We start from the raw sequence: 16,069 nt of genomic DNA on the forward strand, positions 1-16,069 counted from the left end.
TAAGTAGAATATGGCGAAGAATAAACTACTCTTTCATACATATTCTAATCATTCATGCTGTCACTCTCTTTACGATTGTAATGAAAGCATTTTCGGCGATTATCCACAGTGTATCAACTTTCTTAAACTCTTTGTTCTTTAAGTCTTTGTATTACTTCCCCCACTTAAGAACATTGGATTTTCGCATGACAACTTCTACATACTATTTTTATCAAATTTCTATATCTTTTGCAAGAATTTGTACTATATCTGTCACTGAATTTTACGTATTTATTCCATTATTGTTACAAATTTATGATAATTGATGAACTTCTCGTTCTATTATGTTTTTTTTAATTGATTTCTTCATGAATATGCTATTATGATTAGTAATGAACAAATTTTTATATCATCCATTATTTTAATATAAAGTGAGGCTATACGTATGTTTAGAACGATTAAATGGTTATCTGTCGTTTCCACAATCGGTATGTTTTTTATTTTATTAGGTGGTGCATTAGTAACCAAAACAGATTCAGGTGCTGGTTGTGGTAGTAGTTGGCCATTATGTAACGGTCAATTGTTTCCGAATGTCATTACACCAGAATTAATTATTGAATATAGTCACCGTCTTGTTTCAAGCATCATTGGTGTGACAGTTTTATTACTAGCAGTGTTTGCTTGGAATCACTTAGGACACATTCGAGAAGTGAAATTCTTATCTTTCATTTCTGTATTTTTCTTAGTTTTACAAGGATTAATTGGTGCTGCAGCTGTTGTTTGGGGGCAGTCTGATTTCGTCTTAGCGATTCATTTCGGTATTTCTTTAGTGTCATTTGCCTCTATCTTTTTACTAATGTTACTCATATTTGAGATAGACAATAAGTTAGATGCAGATAAGTTGCATATTAAGAAAAAAGATCGGATAGAAATATACTTATTATCCACTTATACGATTATCGTTGTATATACAGGCGCATTAGTAAGACATATAAATGCAAACCTCGTTTGTGGTAGTTGGCCATTTTGTAATAATGGTGCCCCATTTGCATTTGCCGATTACAATTTCCATCAGTGGGTACAAATGGGTCACAGACTGTTAGCAGCAATTTTATTCATTTGGACGCTTACGTTCTTAATTAAAGTACACAAGAATTATCGTAATAACCGAGTAATGTACTATGGATGGGTGATTTCCTTTAGTTTAATTTTATTACAAGTACTCTTTGGAGCCATGATTATCTTTACAGAGTTAAACTTATGGATTGCATTATTCCATGCTTTCTTTATTACATGCTATTTCGGTATGTTAAGTTACTTCATGTTATTATCAAACCGTAGTGCACATCAAGAACAAAAGGTGAACGTAAAACAAACGAATAAAAATATTCTTCATATGAAACAAAACGCAAAAAATGAGGCTTAGGATTTTCCTAGCCTCATTTTTTTATATACGCCCATTCTGACCATGGATATATTTGTTTTGGAAATGAATGAACGGTAATAACTTCTTTCGTTGTTGGATGTGTCAAAGTTAGTTCATAAGCCCATAGTGCAATTTGTTCTCCAACTTTATTCACGTGTTGACCATATTTTTGATCGCCATATAATGGATGGCCTATACCATTTAATTGAACCCTTATTTGATGTGGACGTCCAGTTTCTAACTCTACTTCTAACAATGATAAATTTGTATTCGTCTCTAACACCTTATACTTTAATATTGCTTTTTTCGCATCACGTTTATGTTGCGGAACGATAGAAACGATATTTTTCTTCGTGTCTTTCCATAGGTAATCGACTAGCTTTGCCTCTGTTTTTTTTAATGCTCCACGAACAATCGCTAAATACTTCCGTTCAATAGTTCGTCTACGTAGTTGATCACTAAGTCGTGAAGCTGCTTTTGAAGTTTTCGCAAACACAATTGCCCCACCAACCGGACGATCTAAACGATGAATTAAACTTAAATATACATTCCCTGGCTTCTCGTCTCGTTCTTTAATGAATTTCTTTAAAATAGTTAATAAATCATCATCTTTCGTTCGATCTTCTTGTACCGGAATATTGATTGGTTTTTCAACAATTAATAAATGATTATCTTCATATAAAATTGGTATATCCATATATCTTCCTCATTTTCTACAAATTAAAGAGGTTAGAACAAATGAAATGTTCTAACCTCCATACTATAACCTATTCAAACTCGATTAACAAATCATCGACAGAGATAGCTGTTCCATCATTTACGAAAATACGTTTTACAATTCCTTTAAATGGCGCTTGAATCGTCGTTTCCATTTTCATTGCTTCTGTAATTAATAAATAATCCCCTTTTTCTACTTTATCCCCTTCTGAAACTAATGTTTTTATAACAGTTCCAGGCATCGTTGCACCAATTTGTTTCGGATCTTCTTTATCAACTTTTGGAAGTTCGGCAACTTGTGATGTGATGTTCTTATCTTTTAGAATAATTTCACGTGATTGTCCATTTAGTTCAAAGTAAATGACACGTGTAGCGTCAGATCGAGGCTCTGAAATTGATGCTAAACGAATAAATAACGTCTTACCTTTTTCAATTTCGACTTCAATCTCTTCTCCTAAACGCATACCGTAAAAATATGTTGGTGTATCTAATACAGACACATCCGCGAATTCTTCTCTAAAGTTCGCAAATGTCGTAAATACATCAGGGTATAGTACATATGCTAATACATCATGGTTCGACACTTCAAAACCTAGTTTTTTCGATAGTTCTTCATATGTCTTTTTAAAATCAACTGGCTCCAATAATTGTCCTGGTCGAACATCGATTTTTTCTCGACCTTTTAAAATTATTTTTTGTAATTTTTCTGGGAAGCCACCATATGGCTGACCGATATTCCCTTGGAAAAATTCAATTACGGATTGAGGAAAGTCCATAAACTCTCCACGCTCATAAACCTCTTCTTCTGTTAAATTGTTTTGAACCATAAATAATGCCATGTCACCGACAATTTTAGAAGATGGTGTTACTTTGACGATATCACCAAACATATTATTAACTGTATTGAACATTGTTTTCACTTCATCCCAGCGTTCTTCCAGTCCAACAGCTTTTGCTTGTTGCTGTAAGTTACTGTACTGCCCGCCTGGCATTTCATGATTATATACTTCTGTATGTGGTGCATTCATTCCGCTTTCAAAGTCTTCATAGTATGCTCGTACACTTTCCCAGTATGTTGACAATGTTTCATAATGATCAATATCCATTTTCGGTTGTTTATTTGTACCATCTAATGCATGATATAACGACTGTGCACTCGGTTGAGATGTAGAACCAGCCATAGATCCAACTGCTACATCTACAACATCTACCCCAGCATCTATTGCTCTAGCGTACATAAAGGCACCATTTCCACTCGTATCATGTGTATGAAGATGAACTGGAATATCTATTACTTCTTTTAAATTTGTAATTAATTGATATGCAGCCTCAGGTTTCAATAAACCAGCCATATCCTTAATTCCTAACACATGAGCTCCAGCAGCTTCTAGTTCTTTTGCTAGTTTCACATAATAAGATAAATCATATTTTGTATTTCCTTTATCTAATACATTTCCTGTATAACAAATTGATGCTTCGGCAATTTTATTATTTGCACGTACTGCTTCAATAGCGGGAACCATTCCTTCAAACCAGTTTAAACTATCGAAAATTCGGAACACATCGATTCCAGATTGTGCACTTTCTTTAACAAATTCTTCAATTACATTATCCGGGTAGTTTTTATATCCAACAGCATTACTAGCACGAAGTAACATTTGGAATAAAACATTTGGAATGCTTTCACGTAATTTACGCAATCGAATCCATGGATCTTCACGTAAGAAACGGTATGCAACATCAAATGTTGCTCCTCCCCACATTTCTAGCGAGAATAAATCAGGTAATAGTTTTGCTGTCGGCTCTGCGATGTCGATTAAATCTTTTGAACGAACTCTCGTTGCAAGCAATGATTGATGAGCATCCCTGAATGTCGTATCTGTTAGCAATGTTTGTTTTTCATTTTTTAACCAATTTGATACATATTCTGGTCCATGATCATCCAATAGTTGTTTCGTTCCTTTTTGAAGTTGTACATCATCCACTACCGGTTTATGTAATGGTGAAAATATTGGCTTCTGTTTTTTCGGCACACCATCAACACCATTGATTGTCATATCAGCTATATAAGTTAATAATTTCGTTCCTCGGTCTAATCTCGGTTCGAAATCAAATAATTCTGGTGTTTCGTCGATAAAGTTTGTATCATATTCCCCTTTTAAAAACTGTTTATGTCTAACAACGTTTTTCAAAAATGGAATATTTGTCTTTATTCCGCGAATTCTGAATTCTCTTAAGTTACGTTCCATCTTTTGGGCAGCTTGCTCAAATGTTAAAGCCCATGTTGATACTTTCACTAATAAAGAATCATAATATGGTGATACTATTGCACCTTGATAACAGTTCCCAGCGTCTAATCTTACACCAAATCCACCACCAGAACGATAAACCATAATTCTTCCTGTATCTGGCATAAAGTCGTTTAATGGATCCTCCGTTGTAACCCGTGACTGAATCGCATAGCCATTCGTGCGAATCTCTTCCTGCTTCGGAATACCAATTGCCGGATCGTGTAAGCTAAGACCTTCAGCAACTTTAATTTGTGTATGTACAATATCAATTCCAGTAATCATTTCTGTAATCGTATGTTCTACTTGAATTCGTGGGTTTACCTCAATGAAGTAGAACTCTTCCCCCGTAACTAAAAATTCTACCGTCCCGGCATTTACATACTTTACATTTTCTGATAATTTTACAGCTGCCTCACAAATTTCTTCACGTAATGTATCTGATAAAGATAAACTCGGCGCAATTTCTACTACTTTTTGGTGTCTTCTTTGAATCGAACAATCACGTTCAAATAAGTGAACAACGTTTTCATGTTGGTCTCCAATAATTTGAACTTCAATATGTTTCGGATTTTCTATAAACTTTTCTACATAAATCTCATCATTTCCAAATGCTGTTTTCGCTTCTGAACGAGCTCGGTCATATGCCTCAACTAATTCACCTTTATGCTGAACGATTCGCATTCCACGTCCACCACCACCAAGTGAAGCTTTAATAATAATTGGATAACCTGCTTTTTCTGCAAATTTTTCTACTTCTGAGATAGATGATACAGGCCCATCTGTTCCCGGAATAATCGGTAGACCTGCATTGATTGCTTGTTGCTTTGCCTTTACTTTATCTCCAAACATATCTAAATGATCGCTAGTCGGGCCAATAAAAATTATCCCTTCTTCTTCACATCGTCTAGCAAACTCAATATTTTCAGATAATAAACCATAGCCAGGGTGAATTGCATCAACATTTGTGTTTTTTGCTAATGTAATGATTCCTTCAATATCTAGATAAGCATCAATTGGACTTTTATCTTCACCAATTAAATAAGACTCATCAGCTTTATAACGATGTAGAGAACTTGCATCCTCTTTTGAATAAATAGCGACTGTACGAATATTTAACTCTGTACATGCTCTGAATATTCTTATCGCTATTTCTCCACGGTTTGCAGCCAAAATTTTGTTGATTTTCCTACCTTGAACAACTGTCATCCTTCTCTTCCTTTCCTAACTATATATATTTATATAAGTACCTAATTTGTTATGTTTTCGTATCCATTAACTGTTTTAGCAATGTTATTTAAAATTCCCATTGCAATCATACAAGTTAATAAGGATGAACCTCCATAACTAATAAAAGGTAATGGTACACCAGTAATCGGCAAGATCCCACTTATAGAACCTAAATTAATAAATGCTTGAATCGATATAAGTGAAGTGATCCCTATTGCAAGTAAAGAACCAAAGCCATCTTTACATTTCGTAGCAAGCATAACACCTTTTACAACAATTGTAATAAATAATCCCATAACAATCACAATACCAAAAACGCCTAGCTCTTCAGCAATTATTGCCATAATGAAGTCCGTATGTGCTCCATATAAATAACCAAGCTTCTGAATGCTTTGCCCTAATCCTTGTCCTAAAAGGTCTCCGCCTCCGATCGCTACATATGATTGAATCAGTTGGAAACCGGAATCACTTGCATCTGTAAACGGGTCATATGCACCTTTAAAACGCTCAATTCTCGTTGGTGTGACAAAGCCTGAAAAATATATTATCGGCGTCAAGATAATCGCCAATACTCCTCCGATAAAGCCTAAGTATTTCATTTTTACACCAGCAGACAACGAAATCACAATGACCACAAATACAATAATAGAAGCTGTCCCGATATCTGGTTGTAAAACGATTAAAAAAATTAAAAAGCCCGATAAAATTAATGGCGGTAACACACTATGTACAAAATTATTAATTCGGCTTTGTTTTTTTGAGTAAATAAAAGCTAAATAAATAACAATCGCTAGTTTAACAAATTCTGCTGGTTGAAGATTAAACCCAAATAACGAAATGGCTCGAACTGCATTATTTGCACTTTCACCGAATAACAGGACTAAAACTAGCCCTGCAATACTACCAATTAAAATAATTGGCATTAATCTTATGTAATTTTTGTACGGAAAAATCGATACAAATAAAAAAACTGCTACAGATAAACAAAACCATATTAATTGACGTGTTAAATAAAATGAACTATCCAATCCTTGAACGACTGCAATTAGCATGCTCGCACTATATACCATAACTACTCCAAATCCTGCAAGCAAAATAGGAGTGATCATTAATACAAAATCAAAATCTTTTAAAAGCTTACGCACATCAAACACTCCAAACCATAGTAATGACTTCATGACATACATTAAATTATATAATATGTGTCGTTCAATTGCTAGGACGATAGAGTCTTTTAAGTATTTAGAATACATTAAATTTTCCGATATAACAATCAACAAGAACATCGTTCACAAAATGTTCACAAGTATTATAAATAAAAAACTTTGCGATAAACGCAAAGTTTTAACCATTTTTCTTAAATGGAATTGTATTTTGTGCCGCCTCATGTAGTAAGTTTGATTTATGCTCTAAATTATCTAATAGCTCTCTACCTTGTTCCTCTGTAATAAGCGATAATCTTACAGCAAAATCAATTTCCCTCGATAATCCAAACATCTGAGTATCTAGCACTTCCTCATATAGTGGACATTGAGGTGTCATCAAGTTATCTATTTGTACTTCAATTAGCCTTAATATTTTATCTGCATCTTCTTTTAATACTTCCAATGCTTTCTTACGTTGGTCTGCCGTTATTTGCGACATGGATTTCGTCCCTCCGCATCCATTGTTCACGATATTTTCTAACATAGGTAATTATCTACCTCTAGAGTTAATATTATCGTTATATAAGACAAATTGCAAACACTTAATGTTTTTTCCACTTATTATAAGTTTGTAAGTTGAAATTAATGAAAAAAACATATATTTTTGTTATCCTTTACAAAGGTATTTAAATTAAATGAGGTGTAATGATGATTATTCAAATGAAAGGGAAAATTAAATTCCCAATTACTTTAGATGCATCTGTTTGGATTTTTGATGACCGAAAAGTTATTTTAGAAGATGCTTTTACAGGTCAAAAAGAAGAGGTTGAAGATGAATCATACAAAAAAACTGCGCAAATGTTCGATCAAGAAGTTTATTTTCAATCGAAAATTAAACCTCCAGTAAATAAAAGTATTAACCGTTTTGAAAAAGAAAAAATCTTAAAACATTCTTTTGTCATGCCAATCGAGACATTCATACGTTCGGCAGAACCTGAAGCAGATGTTGAACATGTCCGTCTAAAAACGAATGAAGATGATGTTATTATCACATTAGATCAACTATTAAATACATATTTCCTATTTTCTTTAAACGGAAAACCGTTAAAAGAGGATGGTCCAGTTCACTTATATTTCAAAGATGGATCTAACAAAGATGCACCGATTAAAGGTATTAAAGAAATTATATTTGAATAGCAAAATGTGTAATTGTATTGAAAAAAAATATCCTCCCAGTAACTATCCACTGGGAGGATATTTTTTATTGATTATCCTCGTCAAATTCTTCTGATACTTCATTAAAATACTGTACACCAAATTGAGAACCTTCAGACACCATTTTAGCATTTTCTAATTGATCTGTTTCGTTTCCCATCATTTGGTCTGGCTTACCTGCTTGATTTAACACATCAGAAAAGGTTGTCGTTTCGCGCCCATCTTTATTTTTGATCATATATGCTAAGCCAAGAGTTGCTGCTGCACCGACAATTGGTACGATAATTCTTTTCTTCAATTTTGACATCCTTTCTTCATTAAATTTCTTGCTACTATAATTTACCCTTTACGTTTAAATTTAAACAGTATAAAATAAAAAGTATGATATAAATTGAGGTGAACAATGAAATGGATGTACAATGTGCACTTTGTGATATAGAAGAAACAATTGAACGTCATAGTTATGCAGCACGAAGATTAAGAACACAACGTAATCATGCGTATCTATGCCCTACTTGTTATGATAGGATTAAAGAAAACACAGAAAAAAGATTAGCAACAGGAAAATTCCTTATAAATAAAGGATGTTAAAAAAGCTTTTATAAAGGTTTCCCCTTATAAAAGCTTTTTTATCCTTCATTTTTATTTGAGCGTTCCTTATACATTCTAAATCGATAGATTCCTAATACTGCACAAATAATGATCAGTGATTCTGTCATCGGCAATTTAAATACACTAAATATAGTAATAATAAATACACCAATAGCCAACATAACATATACGATCAATGATTTTAATAATGGTAGTTCACGCGCAAACCCTAACTTATATGCGATAATACTTAAAATTAAATTTAGAACATAAAATGTCCAAAACATATGCTCTGTACCAAAATTCGATTGTAAAAAATTGAACATTAATCCAAAATCAGTTCCCATATTTTCTCCTCGCAAACATATTCATTTTATCCCATATTATATCATACTAGAAGTTTACTGTTCATTCCAATCATTCGTCTAAAATTCACACATCGTTTTCATTTTCAAGAAAAATCGTTTATACTAACGATGATAGTAAATAGGAGTGAGTTATATTGCAAAATTTTAATTTACCAAAATTTTTATTAGCAACATTAGTCGTTCTAATGTTTTGTTTAGTCGGTGTCGCAATATCTTATGAAAGTATATTATTTATCGTAATCTTTATTTTATTAGGCTTTCTTATTATGGGTTATGGTATCGCCACAAAACGAAAAAGTGACAATTAAGTCACTTTTTTTCCTTTTTTAAAATATTCGTGTAATAGTTTCGATTGAATAGATGGATTACATGCAATAATAGTACTTCGAGATAACATTGGTATTTCTTTTCCATCCATATCGGTTAACTTTCCACCTACTTCACTTAATATTACCCTTCCCGCTGCTACATCCCATGGTTCTAAGCCCATCGAAATATATGCTTCTGCCGCTCCTTCAGCGACATATGCCAATTCAATTGCTGCTGAACCGTACGATCTCAATCCACGCACTTCTTTCGATAATAAATGCATTACTTCTTCATCTACGAATCGATTTGGCATAAACCATCGATGACTCATACAAAGGACAGATTCTTTCAATGTCAATTTTTCTTGTAATGGTTGAAGTCGTACATTATTTTTATAAGCACCATTATCTCTCATAGCACTATACAAATTATTACGCATCACATCGTAAATAAAACCAATTTCTCCAATTCCATCTGCATAAACTCCAATGGAAATGGCGAAATTTTGTTTTTGATTAACAAAATTCATCGTACCATCTATTGGGTCTATCACCCAAATTGTTCCATCAAAATGCGATAAATGATCTCCATATCCTTCTTCACTTAATAATAAATGTTCTGGATAATGCTCTTTTATTTTTGTAGCAAAAAAAAACTCCACCTGACGATCCAATTCAGTTACTAAATCTTTCGGATTTGATTTAGTATCGATCGTCAGTGGATCATACATGTTTTCTCGAATTATGTTGCCTGCATCTAATATCCATGATCTAATGCGATTGAATAAAATTTCACGTTGAATGACATCCATTATATTGGCCCCCATATCATACACAACATTGCTCAAATATCTTATACAATGATTCATTGAATTTAATATATTGTAGCAAACAATCCTAGTAAATGCATAAATTTCGATGTAATCTTTATGCATTAGTCGATAATTTATTTAATAAATATAACTTTTTTACTAATTTGCTTAATTTTAATTTTGCATCTTTTATTTCTTCATCATTATTCATTTCCATCGCATCATATAATGTTAACAATTCATAATCGATTTCAAGTTTAATAGTATGGATGACCTGTTCATTTTTCTTTCTCTCTACTTGTTCCACTAAATATTTCATTTCACTCACACCCTTTTTAGAAATCGTAATCTATATGCTGTTAATCATGATTGTTACTTCTTTATATATATTACTTTACTTATTTATTCCCGATTGTGTTCATATATAAACTCCGAAACACATTTTTGTAAAATAAAGGTATTTATCACAAAATTAGTTACTTGTCATAATATATTCCATTCTTCAAATGTGTTATACTATTTATGGTTGACAACTTAAATGTGCCATACTATAATAATTATTACATAATAAATTTGTAGAGGAGATGACTCTTGTGGGGATCATTATTTGTCAAGAATGCCAGGAAGTTATTAATTACTACGAAGAAGAAAAAGTGACAAAGTTATACAGCACGTGTCCAACATGCAATAATAAATAATAATAATAATAATAAAAACGAACGATAAAAAGTTTGAAACATCATTACGTAAAACTTTTCGAAACAAGAACTGATCATATTAATTACTCAAGAAATATACAACGCTTTTTAGGCATATAACAGCTAAGCCTATTATGAGCAATACGTACAGATGACTATGTAAGAATTTACATCTGATACAGTCCATTTATATTTCTTAAGTTTTTCGTTGATATTCTTGGTTCATACTAATTCTTGCGTATTGTTTCAAGCTTTTTATTTAATATATTGTATGACACATTCATGCATATATAAGTTTTATCGTATCATACATATGGTATTCTAATCCCTTTTTAATTCAACAGCAAAAATTCTTCTCCCTTTATGCCAAAAAATGGCATCAATGAACTCTTTCCACCAACACCATGTAATATAAAGCCCAAAAAAGAGGTTCAGTAAGATTACTGAACCTCTTTTTTATATACTTTACAACGTTCGTATGAAACATTATTTTTTATAGCGTATGAATTGGTGTTCCTAATGCAACTTCAGCTGCTTCCATCGTAATTTCACCTAATGTTGGGTGAGCGTGGACAGTTAAAGCAATATCTTCTGCAGTCATTCCAGCTTCAATTGCCAAGCCAATTTCTGAAATCATATCACTCGCGTTCGGCCCAACTACTTGACCACCAATTACTAGACCATCTTCTTCACGAGTAATTAACTTCATGAATCCTTCTGTGTCGTTTAATGATAAAGCACGTCCGTTTGCCGCAAATGGGAATTTACCAACTTTAACTTTAATTCCAGCATCTTTTGCTTCTTTTTCAGTATATCCAACAGAAGCCATTTCTGGATCTGTGAATACAACTGCTGGCATTCCAATATAATCAATTTCAGATTTTTTACCGCTAATTGCCTCTGCCGCAACTTTACCTTCATAAGAAGCTTTATGAGCTAAAGGTAATCCAGCTACGATATCACCAATTGCATAAATATTATCAATATTCGTACGGCATTGTTTATCAATTTTCACAAGTCCTCGTTCGTCTAATTCGATACCTACTTGCTCTAAACCAATATCTGAAGTGTTTGGACGACGACCAACTGTTACTAATACGTAATCAGCTTCAACAGTTTCTTCCTTACCGTTAGCCTCGTACGTTACTTTAACACCATCTTTCGTTTCCTCTACACCTTTAGCCATCGCACTCGTTACAATATTCACGCCTTTTTTCTTTAAACGTTTCGTAACGATGTTTGACATTTGTTTTTCAAATGTTGCTAAAATTTCTTTTTCCCCTTCGATGATCGTAACTTCTGTACCAAAGTTCGCATAAGCAGAACCTAATTCAGTACCGATGTATCCACCACCAATAACAACTAATTTTTCAGGTACTTCCTCTAAACTTAATCCACCAGTAGAGTCAAGTACTCTATCTGAGAATTTAAAGCTAGGAATCTCAATTGGTGTTGAACCTGTAGCAATAATACAGTTTTTAAATGTATATGTTTGAGATTGAGTTTCATCCATTACTTTTACATTGTTATTATCAACGAAATAAACTTCACCTTTAACGATGTCTACTTTATTTCCTTTTAATAATGCTTCTACACCAGAAGTTAAACGTTTTACAACATTTCCCTTCCATTCTTGAACTTTTCCAAAGTCAACTTTTACATTTTCCGTCGTAATTCCTAATTCTTCATTACCACGAGCTGCATCTGTTAAATGACCAGCTTGGATTAACGCTTTTGAAGGAATACATCCAACGTTTAAGCATGTTCCACCTAGTGCTCCTTTATCGACAATTGTAACTTTTTGACCTAATTGAGCCGCACGGATTGCTGCAACATATCCTCCTGGACCTGCACCAACAACTAGCGTATCAACTTCGATTGGAAAATCTCCTACTACCATTATTTCACGCCTCCATCATGATCAACTGTGGATCATTTAATAATCTTTTGATTTGATTTAATGCTTCTTGCCCTGTTGCTCCGTCAACAATTCTATGGTCAAAGCTTAGTGATAATGCCAATACCGGCGCAACTACAACTTCCCCATTACGAACGACAGGTTTTTCTTGAATACGACCAATACCTAAAATAACTGCCTCTGGATAATTTAACACTGGAGTAAACCACTGTCCACCGGCAGAACCGATATTCGTAATCGTATTAGAAGCACCTTTCATCTCCTCTGCTGTTAGTTTACCATTACGAGCTTTTTCTGCCAACTCATTTATATCCTGTGAAATTTCAAATAGTGACTTTCTATCTGCGTCTTTCACTACTGGAACGAGTAAACCTTTATCTGTATCAGCAGCAATACCTATATTATAGTAATGTTTGTAAATTATTTCATCTGTTTCATCATCAACTGCAGCATTTAAAATAGGGAACTTCTTCGATGCAGAAATTAAAGCTTTTACCACATAAGGTAAATAAGTTAATTTAATTCCTTGATCTAAAGCTACTTCTTTGAATCGTTTACGATGTGCTACTAATTCTGTTACATCTACTTCATCTAATAACGTAACGTGAGGAGCTTTCGTTTTCGAATTCACCATCGCTTTAGCGATTGCTTTACGAATACCACTCATTTTTTCACGAGTTTCAGGATATGTTCCAGTTGTTGCAACAGGTGCTACACGCTCTTCAGATAGGCTTTCCACTTCTGCTGTAGCTTCTTCACTAGGTATAACATCTCCAGATACAAATGCATCGACATCTTCTTTTAAAATACGTCCATTTTTTCCAGAACCAGTTACTTCTTGAATGTCTACCCCTTGCTCACGAGCATATTTACGAACAGATGGCATTGCAATAACTAATTTCTTCTCATCTTCAGTCACCGGTTCTGTCGTTTCTTTTGGTGTCGGCTTTTCCTCTACCGTTTCTGTTTCTTTTTCTTCTGTCGGTGCCTCTTCTTTAGTTTCCTCTGTAGGCTCTTCTGATTCATACCCTTCTGCCTCGATACGAATTAACACGTCTCCTACAATCGCTACTTCTCCTTCAGCAACTTTAATTTCTAACACCGTACCATCTACTGGTGAAGGAATTTCTACAACTGCCTTATCATTTTGTACTTCACAAAGTACATCATCTTCTTTTACTTCGTCCCCTTCATTGAAGAACCATTTCACAATTTCTCCCTCGTGAATTCCTTCTCCAATATCCGGTAATTTAAATTCAAAAGCCACGATGTCTACCTCCTATTCATTATTCATTTCATTAAAAGTTCATAACAGCTTCTACTTTTTCGATTACATCTTTATGATCCGGTAACCATACTTCTTCTGCCGCCGCAAAAGCATATACAGTATCTGGTGCAGTAACACGTAGGACTGGTGCTTCTAGATGTAAAATAGCGCGTTCTTGAATTTCAGCTGCAATATTCGCAGCAATACCAGCTTGACGTTGTGCTTCTTGCACGACTACTACACGATTTGTTTTTTGTACGGACTCTAAAATAGTATCGATATCAATCGGCGAAACCGTACGTAAGTCGATTACTTCTGCGTCAATTCCTTTTTCTTTTAACTCTTCAGCAGCTTTTAATGACGTGTGAACCATTGCACCATATGCAATAATTGTTACATCTTTTCCTTCACGTTTTACATCTGCTTTTCCGATTTCAATTGTATATTCTTCTTCAGGTACTTCTTCACGGAATGAACGATATAATTTCATATGCTCCAAGAAAATAACCGGGTCATTATCTCGAATCGCACTAATTAATAAACCTTTCGCGTCATATGGAGAAGATGGAATAACAACTTTTAATCCTGGTTGTTGAGCCATTAAACCTTCTAAAGAATCCGCGTGTAATTCTGGTGTTTGTACACCACCACCAAATGGAGAACGAACCGTGATTGGCGAATTGAATGCATTTCCTGAACGGTATCTCATTCTTGCCATTTGACCACTAATCGAATCCATTACTTCATATAAAAATCCGAAGAACTGAATTTCAGGTACTGGGCGATATCCTTCTAGTGCAAGTCCGATTGAAAGACCACCGATTGCCGATTCAGCTAACGGTGTATCAAATACACGCTCTTCACCGAATTCCTTTTGTAAACCTTCTGTCGCTCTAAACACACCACCGTTTTGTCCAACGTCTTCGCCGAATACGAGCACATTTTCATCGTTTTTTAATTCGGTTCTTAAAGCGTCTGTAATCGCTTGGATCATTGTCATTTGTGCCATTTTACTTCGACTCCTTTTCTCTATATTCCGCTAATTGTTCTTCTAAATGTTGTGGTAACTCTTCAAACATATGTTCAATTAATTCTGTTACTTTTTGTTTTGGTTGAGCATCTGCTTTTTTAATCGCTTCTTTAATATCTTCTCTTGCACGCTCAATAATTTCTTCTTCTTTTTCTTCTGACCATAAGCCTTTTTTCTCTAAATAACTACGGAAACGTACTAATGGATCACGTTTTTCCCATTCAGTATCTAAATCATCCGTACGGTATCTTGTCGGGTCGTCCCCTGCCATTGTATGTGGCCCGTAACGGTATGTCATCGTTTCAATTAATGTTGGTCCTTCCCCATTAATTGCACGCTCTCTAGCATATTTTGTAATAGCGTAAACAGCTAACGGATCCATTCCATCCACTTGATAACCTTCAATACCAGCAGCAACCGCTTTTTGTGCTAACGTTTTCGCTGCAGTTTGTTTTTCAACAGGCACTGAAATTGCGAATAAATTATTTTGTACAAAGAAAATAGCTGGTGCTTTATACGCTCCTGCAAAGTTCATTCCTTCATAGAAATCACCTTGTGATGTACCACCATCACCAGTATACGTAACAGCAACTGATTTATTGCCACGTAATTTCTTACCTAAAGCAACTCCAGCAGCTTGCACATATTGTGCACCAATAATAATTTGTGGACTTAACGTATTTACACCTTGAGGCATTTGGTTTCCGTGAAAATGACCTTTCGAGAATAAAAATGCTTGGTATAAAGGTAATCCGTGCCAAATCATTTGTGGCACATCTCGGTATCCTGGTAATAAAAAGTCTTCTTTCTCTAATGCAAAATGACTTGCAATTTGAGAAGCTTCCTGACCTGCTGTCGGTGCATAGAATCCTAATCTTCCTTGACGGTTTAATGCAATTGATCTTTGGTCTAACACTCTTGTATATACCATTCTTGTCATTAATTCTTGTAATTCTTCATCTGATAAATCAGGAGCAAATTCTTCGTTTACGATTTCTCCTTCTTCATTCAACACTTGAAACATTTCAAATTTATTTTCAACATCTTGTAATACATGTTTCAATGTATTCACCTATC

17 protein-coding genes are annotated in these 16,069 nt (G+C 34.1%); 5 read left to right on the forward strand and 12 right to left on the reverse strand.

Annotated features, from left to right (window positions below):
* Positions 1-424 precede the first annotated feature (424 nt).
* Positions 425-1,405 (forward strand): COX15/CtaA family protein, encoded by a 981-nt coding sequence (locus SPD45_RS01645; RefSeq protein WP_336265842.1) that lies wholly within the window; start codon positions 425-427, stop codon positions 1,403-1,405.
* A gap of 13 nt (positions 1,406-1,418) precedes the next feature.
* Here the strand turns inward: SPD45_RS01645 and SPD45_RS01650 are convergent, their stop codons facing one another.
* The 4 genes from SPD45_RS01650 to SPD45_RS01665 form a co-directional block, all read right to left on the reverse strand.
* Positions 1,419-2,102, reverse strand: coding sequence for an RluA family pseudouridine synthase (locus SPD45_RS01650; protein WP_336265843.1), 684 nt, complete (start codon positions 2,100-2,102; stop codon positions 1,419-1,421).
* A gap of 70 nt (positions 2,103-2,172) precedes the next feature.
* Positions 2,173-5,619 (reverse strand): pyruvate carboxylase, encoded by a 3,447-nt coding sequence (gene pyc / locus SPD45_RS01655; protein WP_336265844.1) that lies wholly within the window; start codon positions 5,617-5,619, stop codon positions 2,173-2,175.
* A 41-nt stretch (positions 5,620-5,660) separates the two neighbouring features.
* Positions 5,661-6,785, reverse strand: coding sequence for an FtsW/RodA/SpoVE family cell cycle protein (locus SPD45_RS01660; protein ID WP_336265845.1), 1,125 nt, complete (start codon positions 6,783-6,785; stop codon positions 5,661-5,663).
* Positions 6,786-6,984: 199 nt separating this feature from the next.
* Positions 6,985-7,284: a YlaN family protein gene (locus SPD45_RS01665; RefSeq protein ID WP_336265846.1), complete on the reverse strand. Its 300-nt coding sequence runs from the start codon at positions 7,282-7,284 to the stop codon at positions 6,985-6,987.
* A 209-nt stretch (positions 7,285-7,493) separates the two neighbouring features.
* Between SPD45_RS01665 and SPD45_RS01670 the strand changes: the two genes are divergently transcribed.
* Positions 7,494-7,982, forward strand: a complete 489-nt coding sequence (locus SPD45_RS01670) for a hypothetical protein (RefSeq protein WP_336265847.1) — start codon at positions 7,494-7,496, stop codon at positions 7,980-7,982.
* A 64-nt stretch (positions 7,983-8,046) separates the two neighbouring features.
* On the opposite strand, the gene SPD45_RS01675 is transcribed toward SPD45_RS01670, so the two are convergent.
* Positions 8,047-8,298 (reverse strand): hypothetical protein, encoded by a 252-nt coding sequence (locus SPD45_RS01675; RefSeq protein ID WP_336265848.1) that lies wholly within the window; start codon positions 8,296-8,298, stop codon positions 8,047-8,049.
* Positions 8,299-8,408: 110 nt separating this feature from the next.
* On the opposite strand from SPD45_RS01675, the gene SPD45_RS01680 reads away from it, so the two are divergent.
* Positions 8,409-8,591, forward strand: a complete 183-nt coding sequence (locus tag SPD45_RS01680; protein WP_336265849.1) for a YlaI family protein — start codon at positions 8,409-8,411, stop codon at positions 8,589-8,591.
* A 38-nt stretch (positions 8,592-8,629) separates the two neighbouring features.
* Here SPD45_RS01680 and SPD45_RS01685 read toward each other — a convergent pair whose 3' ends face one another.
* Positions 8,630-8,938 (reverse strand): YlaH-like family protein, encoded by a 309-nt coding sequence (locus SPD45_RS01685; RefSeq protein ID WP_336265850.1) that lies wholly within the window; start codon positions 8,936-8,938, stop codon positions 8,630-8,632.
* Between the two features lie 155 nt (positions 8,939-9,093).
* Between SPD45_RS01685 and SPD45_RS01690 the strand changes: the two genes are divergently transcribed.
* Complete coding sequence (locus SPD45_RS01690; protein WP_336265851.1) at positions 9,094-9,267, forward strand: DUF5325 family protein; 174 nt, start codon at positions 9,094-9,096, stop codon at positions 9,265-9,267.
* On the opposite strand, the gene SPD45_RS01695 is transcribed toward SPD45_RS01690, so the two are convergent.
* Positions 9,264-10,079: an inositol monophosphatase family protein gene (locus SPD45_RS01695; protein ID WP_336265852.1), complete on the reverse strand. Its 816-nt coding sequence runs from the start codon at positions 10,077-10,079 to the stop codon at positions 9,264-9,266. The genes SPD45_RS01690 and SPD45_RS01695 overlap by 4 nt on opposite strands.
* A 115-nt stretch (positions 10,080-10,194) precedes the next feature.
* Positions 10,195-10,398 (reverse strand): hypothetical protein, encoded by a 204-nt coding sequence (locus tag SPD45_RS01700; RefSeq protein WP_336265853.1) that lies wholly within the window; start codon positions 10,396-10,398, stop codon positions 10,195-10,197.
* A 265-nt stretch (positions 10,399-10,663) separates the two neighbouring features.
* Between SPD45_RS01700 and SPD45_RS01705 the strand changes: the two genes are divergently transcribed.
* Positions 10,664-10,777: a GapA-binding peptide SR1P gene (locus SPD45_RS01705; protein ID WP_442961972.1), complete on the forward strand. Its 114-nt coding sequence runs from the start codon at positions 10,664-10,666 to the stop codon at positions 10,775-10,777.
* Positions 10,778-11,270: 493 nt separating this feature from the next.
* On the opposite strand, the gene lpdA is transcribed toward SPD45_RS01705, so the two are convergent.
* Genes lpdA through pdhA form a run of 4 tightly spaced genes read right to left on the reverse strand, consistent with a single transcriptional unit; the run spans position 11,271 to position 16,016 of the window.
* Positions 11,271-12,677 carry a dihydrolipoyl dehydrogenase gene (gene lpdA, locus SPD45_RS01710; RefSeq protein WP_336265855.1) on the reverse strand — a complete coding sequence of 469 codons (1,407 nt, stop codon included), beginning with the start codon at positions 12,675-12,677 and terminating at the stop codon, positions 11,271-11,273.
* Between the two features lie 4 nt (positions 12,678-12,681).
* Positions 12,682-13,962 (reverse strand): dihydrolipoamide acetyltransferase family protein, encoded by a 1,281-nt coding sequence (locus tag SPD45_RS01715; protein ID WP_336265856.1) that lies wholly within the window; start codon positions 13,960-13,962, stop codon positions 12,682-12,684.
* A gap of 31 nt (positions 13,963-13,993) precedes the next feature.
* The gene (locus SPD45_RS01720) at positions 13,994-14,971 is read right to left on the reverse strand and encodes an alpha-ketoacid dehydrogenase subunit beta (protein WP_336265857.1); all 978 of its coding nucleotides are present in this window, start codon (positions 14,969-14,971) and stop codon (positions 13,994-13,996) included.
* 1 nt (position 14,972) lies between these two features.
* The gene (pdhA, locus tag SPD45_RS01725; protein WP_336266059.1) at positions 14,973-16,016 is read right to left on the reverse strand and encodes a pyruvate dehydrogenase (acetyl-transferring) E1 component subunit alpha; all 1,044 of its coding nucleotides are present in this window, start codon (positions 16,014-16,016) and stop codon (positions 14,973-14,975) included.
* Positions 16,017-16,069: the final 53 nt, after the last annotated feature.

This window comes from Pseudogracilibacillus sp. SO10305, assembly GCF_037072005.1.
Taxonomy (GTDB): domain Bacteria; phylum Bacillota; class Bacilli; order Bacillales; family Amphibacillaceae; genus Pseudogracilibacillus; species Pseudogracilibacillus intestinigallinarum.

What these genes read in the sequence shown, in the direction of transcription:
- SPD45_RS01645 (WP_336265842.1), top strand. Translation starts at nt 425, where the DNA reads ATGTTTAGAACGATTAAATGGTTATCTGTCGTTTCCACAATCGGTATG.
- SPD45_RS01650 (WP_336265843.1), bottom strand. Translation starts at nt 2,102, where the DNA reads ATGGATATACCAATTTTATATGAAGATAATCATTTATTAATTGTTGAA.
- pyc (WP_336265844.1), bottom strand. Translation starts at nt 5,619, where the DNA reads ATGACAGTTGTTCAAGGTAGGAAAATCAACAAAATTTTGGCTGCAAAC.
- SPD45_RS01665 (WP_336265846.1), bottom strand. Translation starts at nt 7,284, where the DNA reads ATGTCGCAAATAACGGCAGACCAACGTAAGAAAGCATTGGAAGTATTA.
- SPD45_RS01670 (WP_336265847.1), top strand. Translation starts at nt 7,494, where the DNA reads ATGATTATTCAAATGAAAGGGAAAATTAAATTCCCAATTACTTTAGAT.
- SPD45_RS01680 (WP_336265849.1), top strand. Translation starts at nt 8,409, where the DNA reads ATGGATGTACAATGTGCACTTTGTGATATAGAAGAAACAATTGAACGT.
- SPD45_RS01685 (WP_336265850.1), bottom strand. Translation starts at nt 8,938, where the DNA reads ATGGGAACTGATTTTGGATTAATGTTCAATTTTTTACAATCGAATTTT.
- SPD45_RS01695 (WP_336265852.1), bottom strand. Translation starts at nt 10,079, where the DNA reads ATGGATGTCATTCAACGTGAAATTTTATTCAATCGCATTAGATCATGG.
- SPD45_RS01700 (WP_336265853.1), bottom strand. Translation starts at nt 10,398, where the DNA reads ATGAAATATTTAGTGGAACAAGTAGAGAGAAAGAAAAATGAACAGGTC.
- SPD45_RS01705 (WP_442961972.1), top strand. Translation starts at nt 10,664, where the DNA reads ATGACTCTTGTGGGGATCATTATTTGTCAAGAATGCCAGGAAGTTATT.
- lpdA (WP_336265855.1), bottom strand. Translation starts at nt 12,677, where the DNA reads ATGGTAGTAGGAGATTTTCCAATCGAAGTTGATACGCTAGTTGTTGGT.
- SPD45_RS01720 (WP_336265857.1), bottom strand. Translation starts at nt 14,971, where the DNA reads ATGGCACAAATGACAATGATCCAAGCGATTACAGACGCTTTAAGAACC.
- pdhA (WP_336266059.1), bottom strand. Translation starts at nt 16,016, where the DNA reads ATGTTTCAAGTGTTGAATGAAGAAGGAGAAATCGTAAACGAAGAATTT.